The organism is Tritonibacter mobilis F1926 (assembly GCF_000376545.2).
GTDB classification, from domain to species: domain Bacteria; phylum Pseudomonadota; class Alphaproteobacteria; order Rhodobacterales; family Rhodobacteraceae; genus Epibacterium; species Epibacterium mobile.
The window spans coordinates 2,629,305-2,653,805 of record NZ_CP015230.1 but is presented as its reverse complement, the minus strand read 5'-3'; the positions used below and the strand labels follow the sequence as shown (position 1 = coordinate 2,653,805).

Annotated in this window: 28 protein-coding genes; 14 read left to right on the top strand and 14 right to left on the bottom strand. The window is 59.7% G+C overall.

The features are described 5' to 3' along the window. The first annotated feature begins 50 nt into the window (after nt 1-50). Nucleotides 51-1,094, top strand: coding sequence for an aminoglycoside phosphotransferase family protein (locus tag K529_RS12555; RefSeq protein ID WP_005618226.1), 1,044 nt, complete (start codon nt 51-53; stop codon nt 1,092-1,094). 24 nt (nt 1,095-1,118) lie between these two features. On the opposite strand, the gene rimM is transcribed toward K529_RS12555, so the two are convergent. From rimM to ffh, 8 genes are read right to left on the bottom strand one after another with little or no spacing between them, the layout of a single operon-like run. Next, entirely contained in the window at nt 1,119-1,634 is a 516-nt protein-coding gene (gene rimM, locus K529_RS12550) for a ribosome maturation factor RimM (protein WP_005618222.1), read from the bottom strand. A 1-nt stretch (nt 1,635) separates the two neighbouring features. Beyond that, entirely contained in the window at nt 1,636-1,785 is a 150-nt protein-coding gene (locus K529_RS23680) for a hypothetical protein (protein WP_009177466.1), read from the bottom strand. Nucleotides 1,786-1,800: 15 nt separating this feature from the next. Beyond that, nucleotides 1,801-2,454: a 5,6-dimethylbenzimidazole synthase gene (bluB, locus tag K529_RS12545; RefSeq protein ID WP_005618219.1), complete on the bottom strand. Its 654-nt coding sequence runs from the start codon at nt 2,452-2,454 to the stop codon at nt 1,801-1,803. Nucleotides 2,455-2,458: 4 nt separating this feature from the next. Then, on the bottom strand, nt 2,459-2,818 hold the full coding sequence (rpsP, locus tag K529_RS12540; protein WP_005618216.1) for a 30S ribosomal protein S16: 360 nt from the start codon (nt 2,816-2,818) through the stop codon (nt 2,459-2,461). Between the two features lie 59 nt (nt 2,819-2,877). Next, nucleotides 2,878-3,186: a chorismate mutase gene (locus tag K529_RS12535; protein ID WP_005618214.1), complete on the bottom strand. Its 309-nt coding sequence runs from the start codon at nt 3,184-3,186 to the stop codon at nt 2,878-2,880. Next, nucleotides 3,179-3,784, bottom strand: coding sequence for a GNAT family N-acetyltransferase (locus K529_RS12530; protein WP_005618210.1), 606 nt, complete (start codon nt 3,782-3,784; stop codon nt 3,179-3,181). The genes K529_RS12535 and K529_RS12530 overlap by 8 nt, the downstream gene beginning before the upstream one ends. Continuing rightward, nucleotides 3,781-4,311: a GNAT family N-acetyltransferase gene (locus K529_RS12525; protein WP_005618208.1), complete on the bottom strand. Its 531-nt coding sequence runs from the start codon at nt 4,309-4,311 to the stop codon at nt 3,781-3,783. Before K529_RS12525 ends, K529_RS12530 begins: the two co-directional genes overlap by 4 nt. Nucleotides 4,312-4,320: 9 nt before the next feature. Further along, the gene (gene ffh, locus K529_RS12520) at nt 4,321-5,865 is read right to left on the bottom strand and encodes a signal recognition particle protein (protein WP_005618205.1); all 1,545 of its coding nucleotides are present in this window, start codon (nt 5,863-5,865) and stop codon (nt 4,321-4,323) included. Between the two features lie 458 nt (nt 5,866-6,323). Here ffh and K529_RS12515 point away from each other — a divergent pair, with 458 nt between their 5' ends. Both K529_RS12515 and K529_RS12510 read left to right on the top strand, forming a co-directional pair. Further along, nucleotides 6,324-7,034, top strand: a complete 711-nt coding sequence (locus K529_RS12515; protein ID WP_005618203.1) for a hypothetical protein — start codon at nt 6,324-6,326, stop codon at nt 7,032-7,034. 99 nt (nt 7,035-7,133) lie between these two features. Then, a complete protein-coding gene (locus K529_RS12510; RefSeq protein ID WP_005618200.1) occupies nt 7,134-7,661 on the top strand; it encodes a prolyl-tRNA synthetase associated domain-containing protein in 528 nt (175 codons plus the stop codon). 159 nt (nt 7,662-7,820) lie between these two features. On the opposite strand, the gene K529_RS12505 is transcribed toward K529_RS12510, so the two are convergent. After that, nucleotides 7,821-8,402, bottom strand: a complete 582-nt coding sequence (locus K529_RS12505; RefSeq protein WP_005636416.1) for an FMN-dependent NADH-azoreductase — start codon at nt 8,400-8,402, stop codon at nt 7,821-7,823. Between the two features lie 140 nt (nt 8,403-8,542). On the opposite strand from K529_RS12505, the gene K529_RS12500 reads away from it, so the two are divergent. Continuing rightward, nucleotides 8,543-9,421, top strand: coding sequence for a LysR family transcriptional regulator (locus K529_RS12500; RefSeq protein ID WP_005636418.1), 879 nt, complete (start codon nt 8,543-8,545; stop codon nt 9,419-9,421). Beyond that, complete coding sequence (locus K529_RS12495) at nt 9,421-10,341, top strand: DMT family transporter (RefSeq protein WP_005636421.1); 921 nt, start codon at nt 9,421-9,423, stop codon at nt 10,339-10,341. The genes K529_RS12500 and K529_RS12495 overlap by 1 nt, the downstream gene beginning before the upstream one ends. A 39-nt stretch (nt 10,342-10,380) precedes the next feature. Here K529_RS12495 and K529_RS12490 read toward each other — a convergent pair whose 3' ends face one another. Next, nucleotides 10,381-10,710 carry an ArsR/SmtB family transcription factor gene (locus K529_RS12490; protein ID WP_005636424.1) on the bottom strand — a complete coding sequence of 110 codons (330 nt, stop codon included), beginning with the start codon at nt 10,708-10,710 and terminating at the stop codon, nt 10,381-10,383. A gap of 87 nt (nt 10,711-10,797) precedes the next feature. Here K529_RS12490 and K529_RS12485 point away from each other — a divergent pair, with 87 nt between their 5' ends. The 7 genes from K529_RS12485 (at nt 10,798) to K529_RS12455 (ending at nt 15,583) form a co-directional block, all read left to right on the top strand. Continuing rightward, a complete protein-coding gene (locus K529_RS12485; RefSeq protein ID WP_005636426.1) occupies nt 10,798-11,685 on the top strand; it encodes a DMT family transporter in 888 nt (295 codons plus the stop codon). A 209-nt stretch (nt 11,686-11,894) separates the two neighbouring features. Further along, nucleotides 11,895-12,236: an AtpZ/AtpI family protein gene (locus K529_RS12480; protein ID WP_005636428.1), complete on the top strand. Its 342-nt coding sequence runs from the start codon at nt 11,895-11,897 to the stop codon at nt 12,234-12,236. A gap of 39 nt (nt 12,237-12,275) precedes the next feature. Then, nucleotides 12,276-13,079: a F0F1 ATP synthase subunit A gene (locus tag K529_RS12475; protein ID WP_005636431.1), complete on the top strand. Its 804-nt coding sequence runs from the start codon at nt 12,276-12,278 to the stop codon at nt 13,077-13,079. 56 nt (nt 13,080-13,135) lie between these two features. Further along, entirely contained in the window at nt 13,136-13,360 is a 225-nt protein-coding gene (locus tag K529_RS12470) for a F0F1 ATP synthase subunit C (protein WP_005636439.1), read from the top strand. Nucleotides 13,361-13,446: 86 nt separating this feature from the next. Beyond that, nucleotides 13,447-13,992, top strand: a complete 546-nt coding sequence (locus K529_RS12465) for a F0F1 ATP synthase subunit B' (RefSeq protein WP_005636441.1) — start codon at nt 13,447-13,449, stop codon at nt 13,990-13,992. Between the two features lie 4 nt (nt 13,993-13,996). Further along, nucleotides 13,997-14,554, top strand: a complete 558-nt coding sequence (locus K529_RS12460; protein ID WP_005636444.1) for a F0F1 ATP synthase subunit B — start codon at nt 13,997-13,999, stop codon at nt 14,552-14,554. A gap of 207 nt (nt 14,555-14,761) precedes the next feature. Next, entirely contained in the window at nt 14,762-15,583 is an 822-nt protein-coding gene (locus K529_RS12455; protein WP_005636447.1) for a phosphate ABC transporter ATP-binding protein, read from the top strand. Here K529_RS12455 and K529_RS12450 read toward each other — a convergent pair. Further along, nucleotides 15,580-16,347, bottom strand: a complete 768-nt coding sequence (locus K529_RS12450) for a FadR/GntR family transcriptional regulator (RefSeq protein ID WP_005636449.1) — start codon at nt 16,345-16,347, stop codon at nt 15,580-15,582. The two genes, K529_RS12455 and K529_RS12450, sit on opposite strands and share 4 nt — an antisense overlap. A gap of 154 nt (nt 16,348-16,501) precedes the next feature. Between K529_RS12450 and K529_RS12445 the strand changes: the two genes are divergently transcribed. Next, entirely contained in the window at nt 16,502-17,716 is a 1,215-nt protein-coding gene (locus tag K529_RS12445; protein ID WP_005636451.1) for an aminotransferase-like domain-containing protein, read from the top strand. Nucleotides 17,717-17,845: 129 nt separating this feature from the next. Beyond that, complete coding sequence (locus tag K529_RS12440) at nt 17,846-21,301, top strand: chromosome segregation SMC family protein (protein WP_046002193.1); 3,456 nt, start codon at nt 17,846-17,848, stop codon at nt 21,299-21,301. 25 nt (nt 21,302-21,326) lie between these two features. On the opposite strand, the gene K529_RS12435 is transcribed toward K529_RS12440, so the two are convergent. From K529_RS12435 to K529_RS12425, 3 genes are read right to left on the bottom strand one after another with little or no spacing between them, the layout of a single operon-like run. After that, complete coding sequence (locus K529_RS12435; protein ID WP_005615097.1) at nt 21,327-22,523, bottom strand: lytic murein transglycosylase; 1,197 nt, start codon at nt 22,521-22,523, stop codon at nt 21,327-21,329. A 42-nt stretch (nt 22,524-22,565) separates the two neighbouring features. Next, entirely contained in the window at nt 22,566-23,477 is a 912-nt protein-coding gene (cbiB, locus tag K529_RS12430; RefSeq protein ID WP_005615094.1) for an adenosylcobinamide-phosphate synthase CbiB, read from the bottom strand. Beyond that, the gene (locus K529_RS12425) at nt 23,474-24,472 is read right to left on the bottom strand and encodes a threonine-phosphate decarboxylase (protein WP_005615091.1); all 999 of its coding nucleotides are present in this window, start codon (nt 24,470-24,472) and stop codon (nt 23,474-23,476) included. The genes cbiB and K529_RS12425 overlap by 4 nt, the downstream gene beginning before the upstream one ends. Nucleotides 24,473-24,501 lie beyond the last annotated feature (29 nt).

Sequence of the window (24,501 nt, the reverse complement as noted above, 5' to 3'; positions counted from 1 at the left end):
AGCTGTTTAGTTGAAACAGCCTAAACCGCAACCGAAAGCTTAGACCTCTGATGCCGAATAAAGTGCCCAATCGCTCCCCTGCTTTTCACAGAGAGGAACCTATCGCAGAAGTGGAGCGCCGGGCCGTCGCACTATGGCCGCGCATCGCCAATGACGTTGGGCTGCCGGTTGAAAATGTGGCGTTTAATATGATGCTGGTGAATTCATCTCGCCGAGATCGGCGGGCGGTGATTGGGGTGAAAACCGAAGACGGTCAAAAGTTTGTCCTGCGAACGGAGTTTGCTACGATAAACATTAAAGGCCACATGGGAAATCTTGAGCAACACCGTAAAGCGGCCAGGGCCTTGCGTGATGTGTCTGGCGTGAATGTTCCGAACATTTTGTGGCAGGATGAAGTTTACCCTTATGCATTGTTCGAGTTTGCGCCGGGAGAAACAGCCCAACGTGAATTGACCTTTGCGGATTACGGTTTGACTGACCGCGCAAGGTTGCTGCGCCGAATTGGCTGTGCTGTACGGGCATTACATGAAAATGGCGCGGTTTCAGAGCAGCGTTTTTGGCCCAAAGCGCAGTTGCGAGACGTTGAGGAAAGCGCTGCCCAATTGCGTGCAGGTGACATCGAAGTTCATAAACCTAAGCGGTTTCTCGGGTTGTGTGCGATGTTACACCGGTTCGCTCGAAATGCGCGGGGAGAGATTTTCCACAAAGTTGCCCAGCATGGAGATCTTCATTTCAGGAATATCCTGGTTACCGAAGATTTGGTGTCATTTGTGGATTTTTCACGTTCGGGCGCTGCGTCTCGTCATCTGGATCTGGTCAAACTCTGGCAAGCAAAGATGCCGGAAAATCTGGTCCAGTTCGGTCGGAAACAGGATTTTGGATGTGTTGCAGCGGCAGATTGGCAGGCGTTTGAAGAAGGGTATGGCCGGAATCTCACAAACGACCCGGTTTTTCAGTTTACCTTTCTTTTTCGGCTCTACCTAATATGGAGAAAACTACCGCCATTGGGTGAGCCACGCAAAGAAAGCGAGATTGAAGCGTCACTGGGGGCCGATCGGATATTCTCGTGGTTCTTGGAGCATCACCCAAGTTGAAGTCGGGTTCTTCCGACGTAGCGATTAAAACACCCCTTCGGGTGGGTCTGCGATGATGCGGCCCTGTGTCAGGTCGACCGTGGGTACCGCTGCCTTGGTAAAGGGCAAAAGCACCGTTGCCGAAAGCCCCGGCCCGTGCAGTTCCAGCAGATCATCAGCGCCGTAGTTCTGTACCGCCTTAACGCGCCCCAAGAGCGTACCGCCGGTGTCAAACACCTCCAGCCCGATCAGGTCGGCGTGATAAAACTCGTCATCAGGCAGCGAGGGAAGGTCGTCTCGCAGTGCATAAAGCTGCACACCCTTGAGGGCATCCGCCTGTTCTTTGGTGTCGACATCCACGATACGGGCGGCGAAACCGTTCTTGACCGCGCGGGTGATCGCCAGCGTGTAGCGGGTCTGGCCGTCTTCTCCGAACAGGGGGGAATAGTCCTCGATCTCTTCGGGATTGGCGCAGAAGCTTTTTAGGCGGACCTCGCCACGTACTCCAAAAGAGCCCGCCAGCGCGCCGACACAAATCAGATCTTCACTTACATTGCTCATGTCACATCCGGCAAATCATGCCGGTCCCCGTTTGCGTTCTTGCCCAGTCTCCACCAGCGGTGGCGCAGCGCTCGCGGGCACCGCTGCGTTCATAAAGGACCCCGGCGCCAAAGGCGACAAGGGTGAAGATCAACATGCGGATCAGCCCCATAACGGCTCCTTACGCCTAGCGGGTCTCAATCGGAAGCGCGGCAAAGCGCTGCTCCCAACCTTCCTGCTCTAATTCCGGTGTGTCTGACAGACGCTCCGGGTGGCCGATGCAGAAATAGCCGATGAGGCTCCAGCTTTGGGGCACGTTCAGATCGCGCGCCATCTGGTCAGGGTCGAGCACCGACACCCAGCCAAGGCCAAGGCCCTCAGCGCGCAATGACAGCCAAAAGAGCGTGATGGCCGTGACCACCGAATAGCGGCGCATTTCCGGCATGGTGCGCGCGCCGAGGCCGTGGCCTTTTTCCGTCTCGTCATCGCAGAAAAACGCGATCTGAACCGGGGCTTCGCGCATGCCGGAGAGTTTGAGGCGCGCATAGGTGGCGGCGCGATCCTCGCTGTAATCCGCCAGCGCCTCGGCGTTGGCAGTTTCGAAATTCTTTAGCGCCGCAGCACGTGCGGCATCAGAGCCTACGCGAATAATGCGCCATGGCTCGCTCAGCCCCACAGAAGGGGCCAGCGAAACAGCAGAGAGGCAGCGCGTGAGCACTGCCTCGTCTACCGGATCGGTACGGAAGCGCCGGACGTCCCGGCGCAACTTCATCAACAGATCGAGCTCGGCGCGGAACGCCTGCGGGAAACATCCCTTTGCATCCTGCACCGGGCCCGTCATGTGATTATTCCGCGTCTGCTGCGGCTTCGGCTGCCTTGGCAGCTTTTTCTTCAGCGCGCTCCTGAGCTTTTTTGCCCGGGGTGCCTTTGTTGGGGTTGTTGCGTGTGGCTTTCTCGCGAACGCCTGCTGCTTCGAGCATACGTGCAACACGGTCGGTCGGCTGTGCGCCTTTGTCGAGCCATGCCTGGATTTTCTCGATGTCCATTTTCACGCGCTCTTCGCTGTCTTTCGGCAGGAGCGGGTTGTAGGTGCCCAGCTTCTCGATGAAGCGGCCGTCGCGCGGCATGCGGGAATCCGCTGCAACGATACGGTAGAAGGGGCGTTTCTTGGAGCCGCCGCGGGCCAGACGGATTTTCATTGCCATGGTTTCATTCTCCTTTGATGGCGTTGAACGAGGTGTCCTGATTTCAGGTCAAACCCCGCTTATTCCTGGTGCTTCTTGTGGTGGCGGATGACCTCATCAATGATGAAGTTCAAGAACGCCTTGGCGAATTTTGGGTCCAGATCGGCCTCTTTCGCCAATTCTTCGAGTCGTGCGATCTGCTTCGCTTCGCGCGAAGGATCGGACGGGGGAAGGTCGTGTGTTGCCTTAAGCTGGCCAACAGCCTGAGTGCGCTTAAAACGCTCTCCCAGCGTGTAGACAATGATCGCGTCCAGACGATCAATGCTCTCGCGGTGCTCTTTCAAAAGCTCGGCTGCGCGCGCGGCAGGATCGGTCGTGGTCTCAGTCAATGGCCCATCCTTTCGGTTTGAACAACGGGTCGGCGTAGTGACCGATTTCCATCTCAATGCCATGTGTAAGCTGGCTGTCGCGCAGCTGTGCTGGTGTCGGGTGCCGGTAGACCGCGTCGTTGCCGTCGATGGTCTGGGCATCGTGATCTTTTTTCGCACCAAGGCGTTCGGCAAGGCGGATGGAATCGAGGTTCTTAGGGTCGATGTAGCTGACCGCGCCGTCCCAGCCTGCCGTGTTGTAGAAATGCTTGCGCGCTGCGTGGGTCGCCTCAAGCGCATAGCCCTTGCCTGCCTTCTCTGGCCAGATGATCCATGCGATCTCGCGCTCCGGCCAGCCTGCAGGCTGCCAGCCCCCGGCCATGCCGTAGGTTTCATCGGTGATCTTGTCGTGGATCATCCACATGCCAAAACCGCGCACCTGCCAGTGGCCGATCTCGGCAGCATAGAGCATCCATGCCTCATAAGTGTTGAGCGGCCCGCCCATGAAACGCGCACGATAAGACGTGAATGTTGCCTTGAAGTTCGGATAGTCTTCAGCCTCTGGTCCGCGCAGGATCAGACGTTTGGTTTCAATCACCGGAATGGAGGGCGTGCTCATGCGTAGGCCTCCAGTCCGGGGCCCGTGCTGTCGGGCGCATGGCGATAGACAAGATCGACCGTGTCGTATGTCGCAGCATCCGGGTCAAGCACCGCGCCCATACGTTCCGCGAGCAGAACCGAGCGGCGGTTGTCGCGGTCGATGTAGCTTACCAGCGTTGATACTTCGAGAATTTCAAAGGCAAAGTCGCGCATTGCAGAGGCGGCCTCAAAGGCATAGCCAAAGCCCTCAAATCCTTCAAAAACGATCCAGCCCAGTTCCAATTCGGGAAAGTGCGGCGGTTGGCTGATGCAGACCTGCCCCGCCAATTGACCGTCCTTGGTTTCAATCGCCAGACCACCCCAGCCAAAGATCTCCCAAGAACCGACCTCAGCAAGCAACCCGGCCCAGAGCTGCGACTGGCTGCTGGGCACGTCCATATAACGCGACCGGTCGCTCTGGTAGAACGACCAGAACGCCTCCAGATCACCCGCTTCATGCGGGCGCAGGACCAAGCGGTCGGTTTCTATGGTGGGTGCCGAGGTCATCTGTCGGGGTTACTTCTTTTTGCCAAAACCAGAGAGGCCACCGGGCAGCCCCATGCCGCCGCCGAGACCACCCAGTCCGCCGAGGCCACCGGGCAATCCGCCCTTGCCGCCCATCGCTTTGGCGGCCGCTTCCAGTGCTTTTGGGTCCATCTGCGAGGGGTCCATACCGCCGGGCATGCCACCCGGCATCTCGGGCATGCCGCCTTTGCCAAACATGCCTTTCATGGCCTGTTTCAGCATCTTGCCCTTGCCCATTTTGCCCATCTTTTTCATGACATCCGCCATCTGGCGGTGCATCTTCAGCAGCTTGTTAAGGTCAGCCACTTCCATGCCGGAACCTGCGGCGATGCGCTTCTTGCGGCTGGCCTGCAGAAGCGCGGGATTGGCGCGTTCCTTTTTGGTCATGGACTGGATCATGGCGATCTGGCGCGTGACCATCTTGTCGTCAAAGCCCGACTCTTCGACCTGTTTGGCCATTTTGTTCATGCCCGGCATCATCTGCATCATGCCTTGCATGCCGCCCATCTGCTGCATCTGTTCCAGCTGCATGCGCAGGTCGTTCATGTTGAACTGACCCTTCATCATGCGCTTCATCATGCGCTCGGCCTGTTCGGCCTCGATGGTTTCCTGTGCCTTCTCAACAAGGGCGACGATATCGCCCATGCCAAGGATGCGGCCTGCGATCCGGTCCGGCTCGAAGGTCTCGATGGCGTCCATCTTTTCGCCAAGGCCGACAAAGCGGATCGGCTTGCCGGTCACTGCGCGCATCGAGAGCGCCGCGCCGCCGCGACCGTCACCGTCCATCCGGGTGAGGACCACGCCGGAGATGCCGATCTTGTTGTCGAACTCCTCGGCCACCTCAACGGCGACCTGACCGGTCAGACCATCAACGACCAACAGGGTCTCGCGCGGGGAGACCACGTCGCGGACGTCTTCGACCTCTTTCATCAGGACTTCGTCGATCTGCAGACGACCGGCGGTGTCGAGCATATAGACGTCATAGCCACCCAGCGCCGCCTGCTGTTTGGCGCGTTTGGCGATATCTACAGGGGTTTGCCCTTTGACGATCGGCAGGGTGTCGACGCCGATCTGGGTGCCGAGCACCGCCAGCTGATCCATCGCCGCCGGGCGATAGACGTCGAGCGAAGCAAGGAGGACTTTCTTGCCCTCTTTTTCCTTGAGCCGCTTGGCGAGTTTCCCGGTGGTGGTGGTCTTACCAGAGCCTTGCAAACCAACCATCAGGATCGGTGCGGGCGGGCTGTCGATCTTCAGCGCACCGGGATCGTCCTCGCCGCGCAGCGTATCGACAAGCGCGTCATGGACGATCTTCACAACCTGCTGGCCCGGTGTCACCGATTTGGTGACGGCTTGGCCCGTGGCCTGTTCCTGCACCTTCTTGACGAAATCACGGGCGACGGGCAGCGAAACGTCAGCTTCGAGCAGGGCCACGCGCACTTCGCGCAGGGCGGTTTTTACGTCATCCTCAGAGAGCGCACCCTGTTTCGTCAGCCGGTCAAAGACACCAGACAGGCGTTCGGATAGATTTTCAAACATGCCTTCGGCCTCCATTGCCGGTTACGATGTGTGCTCCTGATGTAAGGAGCGGTGGAACGAACCTCAATCACCTGCCACCAGATCGCAACCACAGGCACAAACCAATAAGGTTTGCCCCCGCCGTGCAAGAAATGTGGGTGCAAACCAACAAGGTTTGCCCCCACGGGCGCAACGCGCTGGTGGAGGGCGATCCCCGACCCATGCCGAGGACCGGAAGACACAACGCTCCCGGAATTGCCTCTGCCCTACTCTGGGGGCACCTGAGAGTCAAGAAGAAGGGCGCAAGTGCAAAAGAGGGCACCCCGGGCGGCATCGGCAGTTTTCCACCTGTACCCGCCATTTCTGGCGGATCGTCACCAATAGGCGCATTTGATATTCAGTTTTTTCGAGCGGTCCCGTTGACCTTCCCCCGTTGCATTTGCTCAAAGCCGGGTTCGGCAAGGAGTTGTAAAGAAATTATGACAAAAGTCCTCATACTTGGCAGTGCTCCCTATGCGATCGAGGCCGCAGGCTGGCCGGTCGGACTGTTTGATCATGTGGTTGCAATCCATGATGCGTGGAGCATCCGTGAGGACTGGACTCATATGATCCACAGAAGGGACTTTTCCGTGGACAGGAGACCGGTGCTGCTGGAGGGCGACCAGAAGGTTGTCACCGAGGCAGAGTTTTCACCGGTTCAGACCCTTTATGGCGGCGCGCCATACACTGGCGAAGGCATGGCATTTGTGGCGGGATATTGGGCGCTTGCTGCATTGATGCCCTCGCAGATTTACTACTTCGGTTGTGATATGATCGACCTTGGCGAAGGGCGAACTCAGGGACATGAGGACCAGCTGGGCGAGGCCGGTCGTCCCCTCCGCATGGGCGAAAACACCGCTGCCAAGGCGCGGCGGTTGGAGTATTTTGCGGCTCAGGAAACATGTGGCATCGGCAATCTCAGCCCGTATCGCAGTGCGCTTCCCTACCAGCGAGTGACGCTTGAGGGTTTGGACCGCCTGCGCCCTGTATCTGTGTCTCCACGGGATGCAGAGCCGGCGCGGCTGCGCGAGCAGCGTTGTGGCTATCCGGCGGCCCTCGGGTGCGGCCCGAGTGGATCAGGCCGCGAGATGGCCGACATTGATGCCGCGTGGCTCAGGTGCTTTGAGCCACGGGTTGCCGCAGTCGCCTAAGGTTTGGTCGCAACAGCGTTGCACAGATACCGAGCAATCTGTCAGAAGGGCGGGTGTATCACTGTTACTGCCCGAACTGCCTGATCTGAAGGAATCATTATGGACGCGCCGACCGCTGCTCAGGAGAGCTTGCCCCTGTCTTCTGACGCGTTGCTGGCCCAGCTGGACGCATGGGGGCTGTCTTATGTTTTGCACCAGCACGTGCCATTGCGCACGGTCGAAGAGTCCAAAGCGGTGGAGGACGATTTTCTGGTGCCCGGTGAAACGGCGCTTCGCCTCAAGAACCTCTATCTGCGGGATCGCAAGAAGCGAAATTACCTCGTCTCGTTGCAGCAGGATCGTGAGATCGACCTGAAGGCGCTTGGCGCGCAATTGGGGGTGGGAGGGTTGTCATTTGGGTCCGAAGAGCGCTTGATGGAACATCTCGGTATTCGCCCCGGCGCCGTCACCCCGCTGGCGATGATCAACGGCGCGCCAAAGGGCGTCAGGTTCTTTATGGACGCTGAAGCTCAGACGGCGGATCGAATATATATGCATCCGCTGGTGAATGACCGCACCGTTGCAATGCCGCGCGCGGATTTTATGACGTTTTGTGAGGAAATCGGCATCACGCCCGAGTGGATCTGATCTGTTTCAAACCTGAGGTTTGAGGTGTTGCGCTCCGCGTTGCGGATCGCCGGGGGGCAGGCCGCGCCTGCGGCGCGGCCTGCCGGGCCCAACGGGACGCGAGCAGCCTGTGGCTGATCGGCGGACGGGCGGGAGCGCCCCTCCTCCAGTTTTTGTTATTTACGCGGCCAGTTGTGCGATGGCGTCCTTGGCCTTTTGTACGGACCCTTCGGCGTCAATGGCTTGCTGATCTGCTGCGACGATTTCAATGTCGGTAATTCCGATAAAACTCAGCATGTGCTGCAGGTAGCGGCTGGCGTAGTCGATGTCTGATCCGGCTTCGGTGCCGCCCGATGCAACGGCCAGAATGGCACGTTTGCCCTTCAGCAGGCCTTCGGGCCCAGTCTCGGTGTATTGAAAGGTCACGCCAACGCGGGCGACCAGATCGATCCAGGCCTTGAGGGTCGTGGGGATGGTGAAATTGTAGATCGGTACTCCGATCACCACGGTGTCCGCCTCTTTGAGCTCATCAATCAAACTGTCCGACAAGGCCAGCGTCGCTTTTTGCTCATCGCTGCGTTGATCGGCAGGGGTGAAGTTTGCGCCAATCCATGCCTCATCCAGCAGCGGCAGCGGCGTCGACAGATCGCGTCGAATAACGGTCTCGGCATTCAGCCGTTCCACAACCTGCGCTGTCAACACGCGGGAGGTGGAGCCGGATTGGCGGGCGGAGCTGTCGATATGGAGTACGGTGTGAGCCATCGTCTTGGTCCTTGTGAGGAGGAAAATTCGTCTGAGGCTCAGAATGGATATTTGCACACCCGAACACAATTTGTGATATTGAACAAAGTCTGTGCGCATCCGCGCAAATACTTACAGATATCTTCGCGACGGGGGATCAGGTGGAGAATTGGGACGAAGTGCGCACCGCGTATCAGGTTGCGCGGCTTGGCACGGTGAGCGGCGCGGCAGAAGTGCTGGGCGTGCATCATGCGACGGTCATCCGGCATATTGATGCGATCGAAGCGCGCCTTGGTGTGAAACTGTTCCAGCGCCATGCGCGGGGGTACACGCCGACTGAAGCCGGGCTGGATCTGTTGCGTGTGGCGCAGGCGACAGACGATCAGTTCAGCCAGTTGGTTGGGCGGCTCAAGGGGCAGGGCGACGAGGTGTCTGGCGAATTGGTGGTGACATCCCTGTCCTCCATGGCGCCCATGCTGGCGCCTGCGCTGACGAAGTTCCAGCAGATGCACCCGGATCTGGTGATCCGCTATCTGACCGGGGATCGGTTGTTCCGACTGGAATATGGCGAGGCACATGTGGCCTTGCGCGCGGGGGCGGCACCGGAACAGCCAGACAATGTGGTTCAACCCTTCGTGGGGCAGCGCCTCGCGCTTTATGCCTCGGAAGACTACGTCGCGCGCCACGGCATGCTCAAAGGGCAAGACGATATGGTGAACCACCGGTTCGTTGCCAGTGACAATGAAAACACCCGCGCCCCATTCGAACGCTGGCTGCGCGCGACCATCCCGGCTGAGAACATTGTGTTTCGCTGTTCGGATGCGGTGGCCGGGCATAAGGCCATCCGGGCTGGGGCGGGCATCGGGTTTATCTCCTTGTGGGAGGCAGCAAGCTGCCCGGATCTGGTGATGATGATGGACCCCCGTGAGGAGTGGTCGGGCAAGATCTGGCTGGTGACCCATGTGGACCTGCATCGCACCAATAAGGTGCAGAGCTTCGTGCGCTTTTTGAAAGAGCACGCAAAAACCTGGCCACAGTGATGAGCGATCTGGATCTGGCACCCATGCGGGGCGGTCTGCGCGACAGCCACAAGGGGCATCTGGCGATGCTGGCGTTCTCGGCGCTGGTGGCGGGGTCGTTTTCGCTCGGCGCGTTGATCGCGAATGAGGTCACGCCTGCGGCTCTGAATGCCGTGCGCTTTGTGCTGGCGGGGATCTTGATCGGTGCGGCGGCGGCCATCGGGCCGGGTCTGAAGTCGCAACATTTCAGCGCACCCTGGCGCTATGCGCTATTGGGCGGGGTGTTCGCGACGTATTTCGTGCTGATGTTCTACGGGTTGAAAACCGCAGATCCGGTGAGCGCGGCGGCGGTCTTTACGCTGACGCCCGCCATGAGCGGCGTCTTTGGCTGGCTATTGCTGCGCCAGATCACAACGCCGCGCATGGCGCTGGCCTTGATGATCGGCGGGGCGGGGGCGCTTTGGGTGATCTTTCGCGCAGATCTTGAGGCTGCGGTCCGCTTTGAGATCGGTCAGGGTGAGGTGATCTATTTCGTCGGCTGTGTAGCCCACGCGCTTTATACGCCGATGGTGCGCAAGCTGAACCGGGGCGAGCCTGCGCTGGTCTTCACCTTTGGGGTTCTGGTCGCCGGGGCGGTAGCGCTGATCGCGTTGGCGTGGCGCGATCTGATCGCCACGGATTGGGCGGGGCTGAAGCCCATCGTCTGGATCGGTCTTATTTATGTGTCGGTCTGTGCCTCGGCCTGTACCTTTGTCCTGCTGCAATTTGCAACGCTGCGGCTGCCGTCGGCAAAGGTCATGGCCTATACCTATCTGGTGCCGTCGTGGGTGATCCTATGGGAGATCGCGCTGGGCAAGGGTTGGCCTCCGGCACTGATCTTTGTGGGGATCGCGCTGACGATCGTGGCGCTCTGGCTGCTGTTGAAGGATGAACACGGTTAAAGACGCCAAGTTTCACTTGGTCCGCGCCGGGCGTGTGCCTCACTCGCCGTCGCGGAGCTCTTCTTCGAGAAACCGCTCAAAGGCATCCAGATTCACCGGCTCAAACTGACCAAAGCCCTGCATCCAGACCGAGGCGGCGCGCAGAGCATCCGGTTGCAGCTTGCACCATTTCACCCGCCCGCGCTTTTCCTGCTGGATCAGACCGGCACGGGTGAGGATGGTGAGATGTTTGGAAATCGCCGCCAACGACATCTCAAACGGCTCTGCCACATCGGTGACGGCCATATCGTCTTCGAGCAGCATCGACAGGATCGCCCGACGGGTCGGGTCTGCGAGGGCTGCAAAGACAGTATCAAGAGTATCGCTCATGGGGATATCTCCTAAAGCGCAGGAAGCGGGTCGACAATCCCGAAGCGTATGCGCAAAACGGCGCGGGCGCTATTGAGGGAGAGCACCATGGCATTGCGGTATTGGGCCATCATCGTGATCCTCGGCATTGGCTGGGGGATGTCCTTTATGTTCAACGCGGTGCTGCTGCGCGAGCTGGCACCCTTGTGGATCTCTGTCGGGCGTGTCGGGCTTGGCGCCTTGGGGTGCTGGGTTTTCCTGCTGGCGCGCGGGCGCAATTGGCGCATATCGCCCTCGCGCGCGCTGGCTTTGGCCGGGTTTGGAGCCTTGAGTTATGCGATCCCGTTTTCTTGTTATGCGCTCGGGCAGCAGCATATCGCCAGCGGTGTTGCGGGGATCGTCAATGCCTGTACCCCGGCGCTTGCAGTGGTGGTGACCCATTTCTGGCCGGACGGTGAGCGCGCCAATTGGCGCAAGAGTTTGGGTGTCGCCTCCGGGCTGGCGGGGATCGTTCTGCTGTCTCTGCCGATCCTGCAGGGCGGGGAGAGCTCTGCCATCTGGGCGATCCTCGTCACATTGGGTGCGCCACTGTGTTATGCTTTTTCGGTCAATGTCGCGCGCCAGTTTCGCGATATGGAACCAGTCGTGCTGGTGGCCTGGGCCTTAACCGGGGCGACGGTGGTTATCCTGCCACTGGCCCTCTGGTCCGATGGGGTGCCGGGCGCGCTGTCCGCACAGGCATGGGGGGCGTTGCTGATCATCGGGTTTGCGCTGACCTCTGCCGCCTTCATCGCCATGTACTGGGTGCTTCCTAAGATTGGCCCGACCAATGTCACACTTCCGACGCTGATTGCGCCGGCCTCGGCGCTGTCATTGGGGGTCTTGGTTCTGGGAGAGCCGCTTGAGGTCAGCCATCTGTCGGGGCTGCTTGCGATCCTTTTTGGTCTTTTGCTGATCGACGGACGACTGTTCCGACACCGGGTTCCTGCGGTGTGATTTCAAGATCAACCATTTGGTTGAATATGCATCTGGCGATGTCGAAAGGCATATCCTCGGGCGAAGGACGCTGCGCGCAAACACGTGGTTTGGCTTAGTGCACTGAAAGTATTGATATTTCACCCAGAGCAGATCGGCGTAATGCGCAATTGACTCTGAGCGGAGGACCGCTTAGCAAACCCTCAGATTTCGCGAGAGGATGCGTCACCTTGATCGACGACGACCAAAAGCAGCGCATGGCGCAGCTGGAGGAGAAACTGGCAGCCGCCAAGAAGGCGCATGAAGAGCCAGAACCTCGCGCGGATGAACACTATTCCATGGCCAATCAGGCCTGGCGGATGGTGACGGAATTGGTGGCCGGTCTCGTGATCGGCCTCGGCATCGGATACGGGTTGGATGTTCTCTTGGGAACGACCCCCATTTTCATGGTGCTGTTCATATTGCTGGGTCTGGCCGCCGGGGTGAACGTGATGCTCCGCAGCGCACGCGAGATTCAGGACAAACAAATGGCTGAGGCGGAAAAATCCGCCGACGCTGATAAAGATGCATGAATGCTGGGCGACGGCCTAAGCGACAGGAGAAGCGGAACGATGGGCAAACTGTTCTTTTACGTAGCTTTGGCTTTGGTGCTCGTATCGGGCCTGGTGTTCGCACCGGAAACGGCCGGTCTTGCCATTCACCCGATGGAACAGTTCACCGTGACGCCGCTGTTTGGTGGTGACCATATCGCTTGGTACACGCCTACCAACGTGACGCTTTGGATGTTCCTTGCCGTGGTGGCGATCATCGGCCTCTTGGTGTTTGGCTCCTCCAACCGGGGCATCGTTCCTTCCCGCGCTCAGTCGGTTGCTGAACTGGCCTATGGTTTCATCTACAAGATGGTCGAAGACGTGACCGGCAAAGATGCCGTGAAGTTCTTTCCCTACATCATGACGCTCTTCATGTTCATCGTGACGGCCAACTTCCTTGGTCTGATCCCGATGTCCTTCACCACCACCTCTCATTTCGCCGTGACCGCGATCCTCGCAATGCTGGTCTTCGTGACCGTGACCATCACCGGCTTTGTGCTGCATGGTGCGAAATTCCTCGGCCTGTTCTGGGTCAGCTCCGCTCCGCTGGCGCTGCGTCCGATCCTGGCCATCATCGAACTGATTTCCTACTTCGTGCGCCCCGTCAGCCACTGCATCCGTCTTGCAGGTAACGTGATGGCGGGCCACGCGGTTCTGAAGGTGTTCGCAGGTTTTGCTGGCGCGCTGGGCGCCGGGGCATTCCTGCCGATCTTTGCCATCACCGCGGTCTACGCACTCGAAGTTCTCGTGGCCTTCATTCAGGCTTACGTGTTCACCATTCTGACCTGCGTCTATCTGAAAGACGCGCTGCATCCGTCCCACTAAGGGCAGGCTGCTGGTCTGAACTACTACCTCAACTTCCAATCGTAAGGAGATATCAAATGGAAGGCGATCTCGCATACATCGGCGCTGGCCTGGCTGGCATGGGTACTGGTATTGCTGCTCTGGGTGTTGGCAACGTTGCTGCTAACTTCTTGGCGGGCGCTCTGCGCAACCCCTCCGCGGCTGCTTCCCAGACCGCAACCCTCTTCATCGGCATCGCATTTGCAGAAGCTCTGGGCATCTTCTCGTTCCTGGTCGCTCTGCTCTTGATGTTCGCCGTCTAAGACTCCGGAACACTTTTTCCTTACGGCCGGGCGGAGTGCCAACCGCGCCCCGCCCGGTGTAACGGCAAGTTCCATAGGAGGACGACATGGCATCTAATACGGCCGATACAGGTCATGGAGCTGCCGACGCGGTGACCGGCTCATCCGGCATGCCGCAGCTGGACTTCTCGACCTACGGAAACCAGATCTTCTGGCTTCTGGTCACGCTTGTCGTGATCTACCTGATCCTGTCGCGCGTCGCGCTGCCCCGTATCGCAGCCATTCTGAACGAGCGTCAGGGGACTATCACAAACGACCTCGCTGCGGCTGAAGATCTCAAAGCCAAAGCTGTCGAGGCCGAAAACGCTTATAACAAGGCACTGGCTGATGCCCGCGCGGAAGCGCAGCGCATTGCCGCCGAAACCCGCGCCGAAATTCAGGCTGGGGTCGACGAGGCAATCGCAAAGGCGGATGAGCAAATCTCTGCGAAAGCAGCGGAATCCGAGAAAGCCATTGCTGAAATCCGCGCTGGTGCGCTGGAAAGTGTCAAACTCGTTGCAACCGACACCGCATCCGCTCTGGTTGCGGCTCTGGGTGGCAAGGACGACGCTGATGCTGTGGCGGCTGCTGTCGCCAAACGGACGGAGGGCTAAGACCATGCGCGCAACTCTTGCAATTGCTCTGACCCTCGCAACCGCATCTCCTGCCTTCGCTGCTGGCGGCGGCTGGAACCTCGGCAACACCGACTTTGTTGTTGTTCTCGCATTCCTGCTGTTCATTGGCATCCTGCTCGCTGCCAAAGTGCCGTCCTTGATCGGCAAACAGCTCGACAATCGCGCGGACAGCATCAAGTCGGAACTGGAAGAAGCCCGCGCGCTGCGCGAAGAGGCCCAGACCCTTCTGGCCTCCTACGAGCGCAAGCAGCAGGACGTCCAGGCCCAAGCCGAGCGCATCGTCGCCAACGCCCGTGACGAGGCCGCTGCTGCGGCGGAGCAGGCGAAGGCAGATCTCGCGGCTTCCATCGCGCGCCGTCTGGCCGCTGCGGAAGAGCAGATTTCCTCTGCAGAAGCCTCTGCAGTGAAAGAGGTCCGTGACCGCGCCATCACCATTGCTGTCGAAGTCGCCGATCAGGTGATCTCCAAGCAAATGTCCGCAGCCGATGCAAACAAGCTGATCGACGCGGCCATTCAGGACGTGGACGCCAAGCTGCACTAAGCAGATCTTGCATGCGACGACTATTGCGAAAGCCCCGGCCTGACGGCTGGGGCTTTTGCATTTGGTGGATTGAGGGAGGGCCTGTTTTGAACCTCTCATGCCGCTGCGGTCGCTTCATGAATTTTTCATGACAACTGCAATCGGTGGGATGATCCGTTAACCCTGTCGTGCGAAGAGCGAGGGCATCCCGATAAGAACAGGGTCCCGATGTTTCATTCATTGCCTCTCCATCACAAAACGTCTCAGCTGACAAAAGATCGGGTGACGCTTCCTGCGGCGATCAGCTTGCGAGAGTTTAGTCTTAAGGTTGGCGGTCGGGATGTGCTTTGCGATGTCACACTAGATATTCGCAAGGGGGAGGTTCTGGGGCTGATTGGACGCACAGGAGCAGGTAAGTCCGTCTTGATGCGGGCCATGTGCCGGCTGTTGCAACACGAGCGTCAACTGGCGACGACTGGTAGCCTGACATATGGCGACACAGAGGTGTTCTCACCCCAGTGTGATTTGCCCGTGCTGCGGCGCAAGGTGGCCTATATCCCTGAGACACCTAACCCGTTCCCGTTGTCCGTTTGGGACAATATCGCCTATGGTCTCAAACTGAACCAGATCGCGACCAGCCGCCATGAGGTGGCTGAGGCCGTAGAGACGGCATTGCGGCGATGTATGCTCTGGGATCATGTAAAGGATGTCCTGCACAAACGGCGCGGCGTGGATCTGCCGCGCCACCAGCAACGCCTGCTGTGCATCGCGCGCAGCATCTCGGTGCAACCTGAGGTCCTGTTGCTGGACCGCTCTACTGGGTCGATTGATCAGGGCGAAGGCGAGGCCCTTTGTGCGCTCTCAGTTGATCTGAAAAAAGATCATGCGGTTGTGGCTGTGTCTGCAACCTTGGCGGAAACCGCGCAAATTGCTGATCGTGTGGCGTATTTTGAAGAGGGCCGCCTCGTTGAGGTGGACAGCGCCGAGATGATCTTTACCGCCGCACTCAAGGCTGAAACCCGTGGGTTTATCGACAGCACATCCGCCTAGCGGTTGCGTTCATGTTCTAGTCGCTGCGCTGCAATCCTGGCATTTCTATCAGCCCGTATTTGTTCGTCGAGTGCCTGTTTCACATAGTCCATGTGGGTTTCGACAGCCGTTCGTGCCGCATGGGCGTCGCGGGCCTGCAAAGCGGCGTTGATGGCGCGGTGTTGTTCCAGCAGTGCCTCATAAGTGGTGTGCTGGCCGAACATGATACGGCGGTTGTAGAACACACCTTTGCGCAGCATGTCGAACATGGAGCGCATCATATGCAAGAGCACGACATTATGGCTGGCTTCCAGAATGGCGGAATGGAATTGCGCGTCGAGTTCCGCAGCGGCCTCTGAAATACTGGGATCTCCCGCTTCTTCCATGCGGTCAAAGATCTCCTGAATGACGCCGAGGTCCGCGTCAGAGCCGAATTTTGCAGCGCGTTCAGCGGCCATACCTTCGAGGTCACGGCGAAACGACAGGTAGTCAAAGACCGCCTCATCGTCGCTGGCAAAAAGCTGGATCAGCGCAGGCGAGAAGGCGGAGCCAAGGACATCGGCCACAAACACACCGGACCCCGCGCGGCTGGAGAGCAATCCGCGGTCCTGCAATTCTGCCAGCGCATCGCGCAAGGAGGGACGGGAGACCCCCAGTCGCTCGGCCAGTTCGCGTTCGGAGGGCAAGCGTTCCCCGGGGCGTAGAATACCGCGCAGAATGAGTTTTTCGATTTGGCGCACCACTGCGGTGGAGAGCTTTTCCGGCTGCACTTTCTGGAACGGCATCGAAGACCTCGAAAAACAAAGATTGGTCAAATCATATGACCACCAACATGAGGGGCCCGCAAGATCACGAAAGCTGAAATAATAGGTCAGAAGTATTGACTTGTTTTGCGCTTTCCTGTCGATTTCGCGAAGATGACGAAAGGAAGTAATCAAAATGACCCCCGCTGCGCAATATGCAACACGTATTGGCCGTATGAAGGCTTCGGAAATTCGCGAGCTGCTCAAATTGCTTGACCAGCCGGGGTTGCTTTCTTTTGCCGGTGGGATACCTGATCCGGCGTTGTTTCCGGCGCAGGCGTTTGCTGATGCGTTTCAGGCGGCGCTCTCTCCAGAGCGTCAGGCGCAATCCCTGCAATACTCTGTCTCTGAGGGCTATCTGCCCCTGCGTCAGTGGATTGCCGCGCATATGGCGAAGATTGGTGTTCAGTGCGGGCCCGAGAATATTCTGATCACGTCGGGATCGCAGCAGGCGATTGATTATCTGGGTAAACTGTTCCTCAGTCCCAAGGATACGGCGCTGGTGGGCTGGCCCACTTATCTGGGCGCACTTGCGGCCTTTAACGCGTATGAGCCACGCTATGACCGGCTTCGGTCTGGTGAAAATCAACCGCCCGAGCGTTACGCGCAAGCCGCCGAAGCGGCAGGAGGTCGGGTTAAGTTTGCCTATCTCAGTCCGGATTTTGCCAACCCAACGGGTGTGACGATGACCCGCGCAGAACGTCTGCAGATGCTGGATCTGGCCGAAACGCTTGATACGGCTGTCATTGAGGATGCCGCCTATCAGGATCTGCGATTTGACGGGGAGCCGGTGCCGCCTATGCTGGCGCTGGAGCAAGACCGGAAGGGAGGCGATATTGAGGCCTGCCGGACGATCTATTGCGGCACATTTTCCAAAACCCTGTCGCCGGGTTTGCGCGTGGGATGGGTGGTTGCGGCGTCGCCGGTGATCCAGCAGTTGGTGCTGATGAAGCAGGCTTCTGACCTGCACTCTCCTACGATCAACCAGATCGTGACCTATCAGGTGGCGGAGCAGTTGTTCGACACTCATGTTGCGGAATTGCGTTCGGTCTATATGGGGCGACGTGATGCAATGCTGGCGGCCCTCAAGGAACATATGCCCGCAGGCGTCACTTGGACCAAGCCCGAGGGTGGCATGTTCATCTGGGTCACCTTGCCTGAAGGCATAAGTGGTGCGCAGTTATTGGAGCGTGCGTTGGAGCAGGAGAAAGTCGCTTTTGTGCCGGGACAAGCCTTCCATGCGGATGGGGCGGGCGAAAACACCCTGCGACTGAGTTTCTCAAACAGTAATGGACCCGCAATCGCCGAGGGGATTGCGCGGCTGGGACGCGTGCTGAAAACCGCGATGTGAAACGGGGTTATCCACAAGATATGGTGTGAGCGCAGGTGGGAAACTGCCGATTTTGCGGCATGTGCCGTTGACTCGGGGGGCGCAAGGCTGCTGTGATTTCCTGCAACGGAATCACCAGAAGGGGCGAACTTGCGCTTTTCCAAACTCAGGCTCAACGGCTTCAAAAGCTTTGTGGACCCCACTGACCTGCTCATCGCCGATGGGCTGACAGGTGTTGTGGGGCCGAATGGCTGTGGCAAGTCGAACCTCTTGGAGGCGCTGCGTTGGGTGATGGGGGAAACCCGCGCCAAGGCGATGCGGGGCGGAGGCATGGAAGACGTGATCTTTGCCGGCACCGCGACGCGGTCTGCGCGCAACTTTGCCGAAGTCAGTCTGCAGATCGACAACTCCGAACGACTGGCGCCTTCTGGGTTCAATGACTCTGACCAACTCGACATTGTGCGCCGGATCACCCGTGACGTCGGCTCGGCGTATAAGGCCAACGCGAAGGATGTGCGGGCCAAGGACGTGCAGATGCTCTTTGCCGATGCCTCAACCGGTGCGCATTCGCCCGCGTTGGTGCGGCAAGGTCAGATTTCCGAGCTGATCAACGCCAAACCCAAAGCGCGCCGTCGGGTGCTCGAAGAGGCGGCCGGGATCTCGGGCCTATATCAGCGCCGTCATGAGGCGGAACTGAAGCTCAAGAATACGGAACAGAATCTGCTGCGCATCGATGATGTGATCGAGCAGCTTGCGACGCAGTTGGGGCAGCTTGGACGACAGGCCAAACAGGCGCAGCGCTACCGCGAGATTGGCGAGAAATTGCGGCTGGCCGAGGGTATGCTGCTCTATCGTCGCTGGCGTGAGGCGGATGAGGCGCGTCTGGCGGCCGAAGAAGAACTCCGCACGCGTGTGACGCAAGCCGCCAAAGCTGAGGCGCTGGCGCGTGTTGCAGCCGAAAAACGGGCTGAGGCCGAGGACGGATTGCCACCGCTGCGCGAAGAAGAGGCAATCGCCGCGGCTGTGCTGCAGCGTTTGGTGGTACAGCGCGATGCGCTCTCCGATCAAGAAGCGCAGGCCCGGCAGAATATTGAACGTCTGAACAGCCGCATCCAGCAGCTTGGCAATGACATCGAACGCGAGGCCGGGCTGAACCGGGATGCGGGCGAGACGATTGAACGTCTGGAGTGGGAAAAGCGGGAACTGGCCAAGGCGGGTGATGGGCACGATGACCGCATGGCGGAGGCCGCAGAGGTTGCCCAAGAGTCCACATCCATCCTCCATAATGGTGAGGAACATCTCTCGCAGGTGACAGAGGATGTTGCACGGCTCGCTGCGCGCCATCAGTCCGCGCAGCGTCTCGTCGAGGATTGCCGCCGTGCATTGGAGCGCGCCGAAGGTGAGGGTGCCAAATCCCGCGCCGCTCAGGACACTGCGCGAGAGGCCTTGGCTGCGTCCGAGGCGGCCTATGAGGCGGCTTTGGAGGCAGAGGAAGAGGCCCGCGAAGCCGCCGAGACGGCAGAAGAGGCGCTGGCCGAGGCGGATGAGTTGCGCACTGAAACGCAGGCACATGAAACCGAAGCGCGTGCGAAACGCTCTGAGGCAGAGGGGGAGCTGGGCGCGCTCAGGGCCGAGGTCACGGCGCTGGCAAAGCTGGTTGAGCGTGACACCGCCGAGGGCGGTCAGGTCATGGATGATCTGCGGGTGACACCGGGCTACGAGAAAGCCCTTGGCGCTGCATTGGCGGATGATCTACGCGCGCCGCTTGCGGATAGCGATGGGCCGACGGGCTGGCTGACGTTGCCGTCCTATGAACGTGATGCGCCGCTGCCGGATGGGGTGGAGCCGCTGGGCAAATATGTCGATGGTACTGATGCGCTCTGGCGGCGGATTGCACAGATCGGCGTGGTTGACCCGGATGAGGCGGCGCGTTTGCAGCCTTTGTTGCAGCCCGGTCAACGTTTGGTGACGCTGGAGGGCGATCTGTGGCGCTGGGACGGGTTCCGCTCTTGGGCCGAAGATGCGCCCTCAGCGGCGGCGATGCGACTGGAGCAAATGAACCGGCTGGAGGCGCTGAAACAGGATCTGGCGCATGCCACGGCCCGCACAGAGGGTGCGCAGGCCGCACATGAGACCTTGGTGCGCAAGCTCGAAGAAGTGACCCTTGCGGATCAGGCGGCCCGTCAGGCCCGCCGCACCGCCGATCAGCGCGTCGCGGATAGTGCCCGTGCCCTGAGCCGCGCTGAGGCGGAAAAGAACCTCGCCGAAGGCAAGCTCGAAAACTTTGGCATTGCTGTCGCGCGCCATGATGAGGACGCGCTGACGGCATCCTTGCAACTGAAAGACGCCGAAACGGCGCAGGCGGTTCTGGGGGATCTCTCTGAAGCGCGCGCCAAGGTTGAGGAGATCAAACACGGGGTCGAGGCGGCGCGGATCACCATGCTGACGCATCGCTCCGCGCTGGATGAGTTGCGCCGCGAAGGTGAGGCGCGCACCAAACGCGCGCAGACCGTGACCAAGGAAATCTCTGGCTGGCGGTTGCGTCTGGACTCGGCTGGGAAACGAATTTCTGAGCTCGAAGAGCGTCGTGAGACCAGCCAAGAGGAACTGGAAGACGCGATGGCGGTGCCCGGCGAGATTGCCGAGACCCGCGAGGAGCTTAACGAACAGATCACCGATGCGGAGGCGCGCAAGGCTGAGGCGACGGATGCGCTGGTTGCTGCCGAAGCTGTGCTGCGCGAGGCGGTCCACAATGAGCGCGAATGCGAGCGTCTGGCCTCTGAGGCGCGCGAAGCACGGGCGCGGTCCGAAGCCCGCACCGAGGCTGCCCGCGAAACCGTCGAAGCCACGGCTGAGCGCATCGATGAGGTGATGCAGCTGGAGCCTGCCGAGCTGTTGGAACAGTTAAACGTCGCGCCTGAGGATATGCCCAACGCCGAAACGCTGGAGGTCGAGGTCGCCCGTCACAAACGCCAGCGCGACGCGCTTGGTGCGGTGAACCTGCGTGCAGAGGAAGACGCCCGCGAAGTTCAAAGTGAGTATGACACGCTGGTGGCAGAGAAGCTGGATCTGGAAGAGGCGGTGAAGACCCTGCGCTCAGGGATTGCCTCTCTCAACCGCGAGGGGCGGGAGCGCCTGCTGACCGCCTTTGAGCAAGTGAACAGCTCTTTTGCGATGCTGTTCACCCATCTGTTCGGCGGCGGCGAGGCGAACCTGTTGATGGTCGAAAGCGATGATCCGCTGGACGCCGGTCTGGAAATCATGTGCCAACCACCGGGCAAGAAACTGTCGACCCTGTCGCTCTTGTCTGGTGGGGAACAGACCCTGACGGCGATGGCGCTGATCTTTGCTGTGTTCCTGTCAAACCCTGCGCCCATTTGCGTGCTCGACGAGGTCGACGCGCCGCTTGATGACGCCAATGTCACGCGTTTCTGCGATCTGTTGGACGAGATGTGCCGCCAGACCGACACGCGCTTTTTGATCATCACCCACCATGCGGTGACGATGGCGCGCATGGATCGGCTGTTTGGCGTGACCATGCAGGAAAAAGGCGTGAGCCAGCTGGTTTCTGTCGATCTGAAAAAGGCAGAAGCGCTGGTGGCGTAGAGCTGCCCCTTGGGTCAGACTTGGGTCAGAGCGCGTTCAGCAGATCCGGCGTGGGCCAGGCGTCTGCGGGAAATCCCAGACGCTTTTGCTCTTCTTGCACCGCCAGTCGGGTGTTCGCGCCGAGTATGCCATCAACATCACCTACGTCGTGACCGCGGGCTTGCAGGCGGCGCTGCAACTCTTTCATTTGATCGCCAGACAATCCCTGCTCAGCGTTTCCGGCATCGTAGACAGGCGCGCCTTCCAGTCGGGTGGCAAAATAGGCGGCTGTCAGAACATAGGTAAAGCTCTGATTCCACTCAAAATAAATGTCGAAGTTGGGGTAGGCAAGAAAGGCAGGGCCTTTATGACCTTGCGGTAGCAGCAGCGAGGCCTCTGCATCCTTCATCGCAAAGCTGGTCGTTCGGGGTGCGACACCCATCGCCTCCCAGTCGGCAAGGGATTTCTTATAAGCGGGGCCGGAGGCGGAGACATCCATGTCTGCGGGGATCGTGACCTCTTGCAACCATGGCTCATTTGCGCGCCAGCCAAGGTGCGAGAGCATCCGTGCAGCTGACATCAGCGCATCCGCTGCCGATGTCTTGAGCGTTACATGGCCATCGCCGTCCGCGTCCACTCCGTGCTCAAGGATATCGCTGGGCAGCATCTGGACCATGCCTATTTCACCGGCCCAAGCACCGGTGGTGCGTGCGGGGTCAAAGTCCCCTTTGCGATAAAGCTCCAGGGCCGAGAAAATTTGCGGTCTGAACAGGTCCGGGCGGCGGCAATCATGCGCGAGCGTCACCAGTGCATTTCGAGTGTTGAAATCGCCCTGGACTGCGCCGTAGTCGGTCTCAAACGCCCAGAACGCCAGCAGGACACCCCGGTTGATGCCATAGGTCGTCTCGATCCGGTCAAAGATTTTGTCGAATTCCTCGCCCTTGCTGCGGCCACGGTTCAAACGGCTCTGCGAGATCAGGCGACGGGAAAATTCGACAAAGGGTTTCTGGAACACGCCCTGAGAGCGGTCAGCTCGGAGCACGCTCTGGTCTTGCGAGACGCCATTAAAGAACTCGTTGACGGTACTGATCGCATAGCCTGCCGAAACGGCCTCGTCTTTCAGGCCACGTACGAAGTTTTGAAAACTCCCACCGCATTGCGCTGCGGCAAGGGTCGGGGCACTCAGTAGGGCAATCAAGGCGGTGCGGTGCAAGACCGCTTTGGCGCTGGGCAGCACACGCATGGCTCTTTGTCCTCTGGTCGGATCGGTTCGCGCTAACGATATCTAGAAGAGCAGACCCAATGCAACCACCAGAACCAGTGTCAGACCCCAAGATTTCCAAAGAACGTCGCAGCACCGTGTGATTGCATGGGCGTTGGCGCTTTTTGACCCTGCCTCATTTACCCAAGCAAAATCCCGCATCTCGCCGTCATAGGATCGGGGACCGGCCAGCGCGACACCCAGTGCGCGTGCCATAGCGGCTTCGGGCCAGCCCGCGTTCGGGGAACGGTGCTTGCGCGCATCGGCACTGATTTCGCCCCATTCGCTCGTGCGCCATGTGACCACTGCCAGCAGCAGCGCACTCAGGCGCGCGGGAATGATATTGAGCACATCGTCAAACCGCGCCGCCGCCCAGCCGAATTCCTCGTAAGCCTCGGTGCGGTAGCCGATCATACTGTCGGCGGTGTTGATGAGTTTGTAGATTAACAGGCCCGGCAGACCGGCAACCAGAAACCAGAATGCTGGCGCGATGACACCATCCGAGAAATTTTCTGCGCCGCTTTCAATAGCCGAGCGCGCGACCTGCGGGCCGGTCATATTGGCTGTATCGCGACTGACAATCTGCGCAACGGCTTCGCGCCCCTCAAGGAGGCCATGGCGCAAACCGGTGGCTACGGCGCGTACATGATCAACCAAAGAGCGTTGAGCGATGAGGATGGCGGCGAGCAATACGCTGACCACATCTCCTAACCACGACACTGCCCAGCCCAGACACAGGCCAGTGACAACAAGGACGAGGACGGCCACAACGCCCTTGCCACGTCGTCCGTCACCGTCATTCAGCCCATCATCGAGCGCCTGTACAAGTTTGCCCATCAGAACCGCCGGATGCGGCACGCGGGACCAGAGCCATTTGGGTTCTCCAAAAATGGCGTCGAGGATCATTGCCGGGATCAATAGCGCAGCGGTGCTCATAAAAGTGCGGCCTCCAGTTGGCTCCAGCGATCTGCGGGCGGCAGGCCGAGGCGCAGGAAACGGCTGGAATAGGGGAATATACGGCTCCAGATATGAGCGCGGGCAAGGCGGTCTTGCCAGGCACTTGCGTCCTCAACGTCGTAGAGCCGGAACAGATCGGTGCCGCCGACAGTTTGCGCACCGGCCTGCTGCATCAGTTGATCCAGTCGAGAGGCTGCGTCAGCCAGTTCAAGCCGTGTGGTGGCCGCCCAGTCGTGATTGTTCAAAGCATGCGCGCCAATGCGCAGTGCAGGCCCAGAGACAGCCCACGGCCCCATTGTTGCGCGCAACCCTGCGATCAGATCCGGATCACCAATGGCAAAACCCAGTCGCAAGCCAGCCAGCCCCCAGAATTTGCCAAAACTCTTTAGAATAATGGTGCCCGAGGCAGATGCGCGGGCGATCAGGCTCTGTTCCGGGCAAATGTCGCAGAAACTCTCATCAATCACGCAGAAGGGGGCGTTGATTTCGTCTGGCTGCCACAGGCGGCCATCGGGGTTGTTGGGGTGGACCACAACCTGCGCCTCGGCTGGGCCATGATCCAGAATTTGCCAGCCGCAATGATCAAACGCTGCGGCGTGTTCATTGTAAGTGGGCGTGGTGATCTGAACCGTTCGCGCAGGGCGCAGCGCGGGGAGGCGTGCAATCAGGGCGGAGGCACCGGGAGCGGCGAGGATGTCTGCCCCCTCCGGCACGCGCCAAAAGCTGCGCGCGGCATCGATGAGCGCCTGTTGGGCATCGCGGTCGGGCAATGCGGTCCAGTCCTCAGCCATGAGCGGTGGCAACGGGTAGGGTGCTGGATTGATCCCTGTCGAGAGGTCAATCCAGTCTTCTCGCAGACCTCCAAATCGGGCGATTGCCGCAGCGAGGTTGCCACCGTGGTCACGTGATCCTCCGGCAGAGGCCGTGGCCTGCGCCGGGTCTTGCACAGCGGCAAACTGAGAGGGTTCTGCCATCGCGGGGCGGCCTTTTATAAGATCAGTGT

Coding starts and splice junctions, on each gene's coding strand:
- K529_RS12455 (WP_005636447.1), top strand. CDS start 14,762: ATGTTTCATTCATTGCCTCTCCATCACAAAACGTCTCAGCTGACAAAA.
- K529_RS12475 (WP_005636431.1), top strand. CDS start 12,276: ATGGGCAAACTGTTCTTTTACGTAGCTTTGGCTTTGGTGCTCGTATCG.
- K529_RS12450 (WP_005636449.1), bottom strand. CDS start 16,347: ATGCCGTTCCAGAAAGTGCAGCCGGAAAAGCTCTCCACCGCAGTGGTG.
- rimM (WP_005618222.1), bottom strand. CDS start 1,634: ATGAGCAATGTAAGTGAAGATCTGATTTGTGTCGGCGCGCTGGCGGGC.
- K529_RS12470 (WP_005636439.1), top strand. CDS start 13,136: ATGGAAGGCGATCTCGCATACATCGGCGCTGGCCTGGCTGGCATGGGT.
- rpsP (WP_005618216.1), bottom strand. CDS start 2,818: ATGGCAATGAAAATCCGTCTGGCCCGCGGCGGCTCCAAGAAACGCCCC.
- K529_RS12460 (WP_005636444.1), top strand. CDS start 13,997: ATGCGCGCAACTCTTGCAATTGCTCTGACCCTCGCAACCGCATCTCCT.
- K529_RS12555 (WP_005618226.1), top strand. CDS start 51: ATGCCGAATAAAGTGCCCAATCGCTCCCCTGCTTTTCACAGAGAGGAA.
- ffh (WP_005618205.1), bottom strand. CDS start 5,865: ATGTTTGAAAATCTATCCGAACGCCTGTCTGGTGTCTTTGACCGGCTG.
- K529_RS12490 (WP_005636424.1), bottom strand. CDS start 10,710: ATGAGCGATACTCTTGATACTGTCTTTGCAGCCCTCGCAGACCCGACC.
- K529_RS12505 (WP_005636416.1), bottom strand. CDS start 8,402: ATGGCTCACACCGTACTCCATATCGACAGCTCCGCCCGCCAATCCGGC.
- K529_RS12485 (WP_005636426.1), top strand. CDS start 10,798: ATGGCATTGCGGTATTGGGCCATCATCGTGATCCTCGGCATTGGCTGG.
- K529_RS23680 (WP_009177466.1), bottom strand. CDS start 1,785: ATGGGGCTGATCCGCATGTTGATCTTCACCCTTGTCGCCTTTGGCGCC.
- K529_RS12465 (WP_005636441.1), top strand. CDS start 13,447: ATGGCATCTAATACGGCCGATACAGGTCATGGAGCTGCCGACGCGGTG.
- K529_RS12525 (WP_005618208.1), bottom strand. CDS start 4,311: ATGACCTCGGCACCCACCATAGAAACCGACCGCTTGGTCCTGCGCCCG.
- K529_RS12445 (WP_005636451.1), top strand. CDS start 16,502: ATGACCCCCGCTGCGCAATATGCAACACGTATTGGCCGTATGAAGGCT.
- K529_RS12495 (WP_005636421.1), top strand. CDS start 9,421: ATGAGCGATCTGGATCTGGCACCCATGCGGGGCGGTCTGCGCGACAGC.
- K529_RS12515 (WP_005618203.1), top strand. CDS start 6,324: ATGACAAAAGTCCTCATACTTGGCAGTGCTCCCTATGCGATCGAGGCC.
- K529_RS12425 (WP_005615091.1), bottom strand. CDS start 24,472: ATGGCAGAACCCTCTCAGTTTGCCGCTGTGCAAGACCCGGCGCAGGCC.
- cbiB (WP_005615094.1), bottom strand. CDS start 23,477: ATGAGCACCGCTGCGCTATTGATCCCGGCAATGATCCTCGACGCCATT.
- K529_RS12435 (WP_005615097.1), bottom strand. CDS start 22,523: ATGCGTGTGCTGCCCAGCGCCAAAGCGGTCTTGCACCGCACCGCCTTG.
- K529_RS12510 (WP_005618200.1), top strand. CDS start 7,134: ATGGACGCGCCGACCGCTGCTCAGGAGAGCTTGCCCCTGTCTTCTGAC.
- bluB (WP_005618219.1), bottom strand. CDS start 2,454: ATGACGGGCCCGGTGCAGGATGCAAAGGGATGTTTCCCGCAGGCGTTC.
- K529_RS12530 (WP_005618210.1), bottom strand. CDS start 3,784: ATGAGCACGCCCTCCATTCCGGTGATTGAAACCAAACGTCTGATCCTG.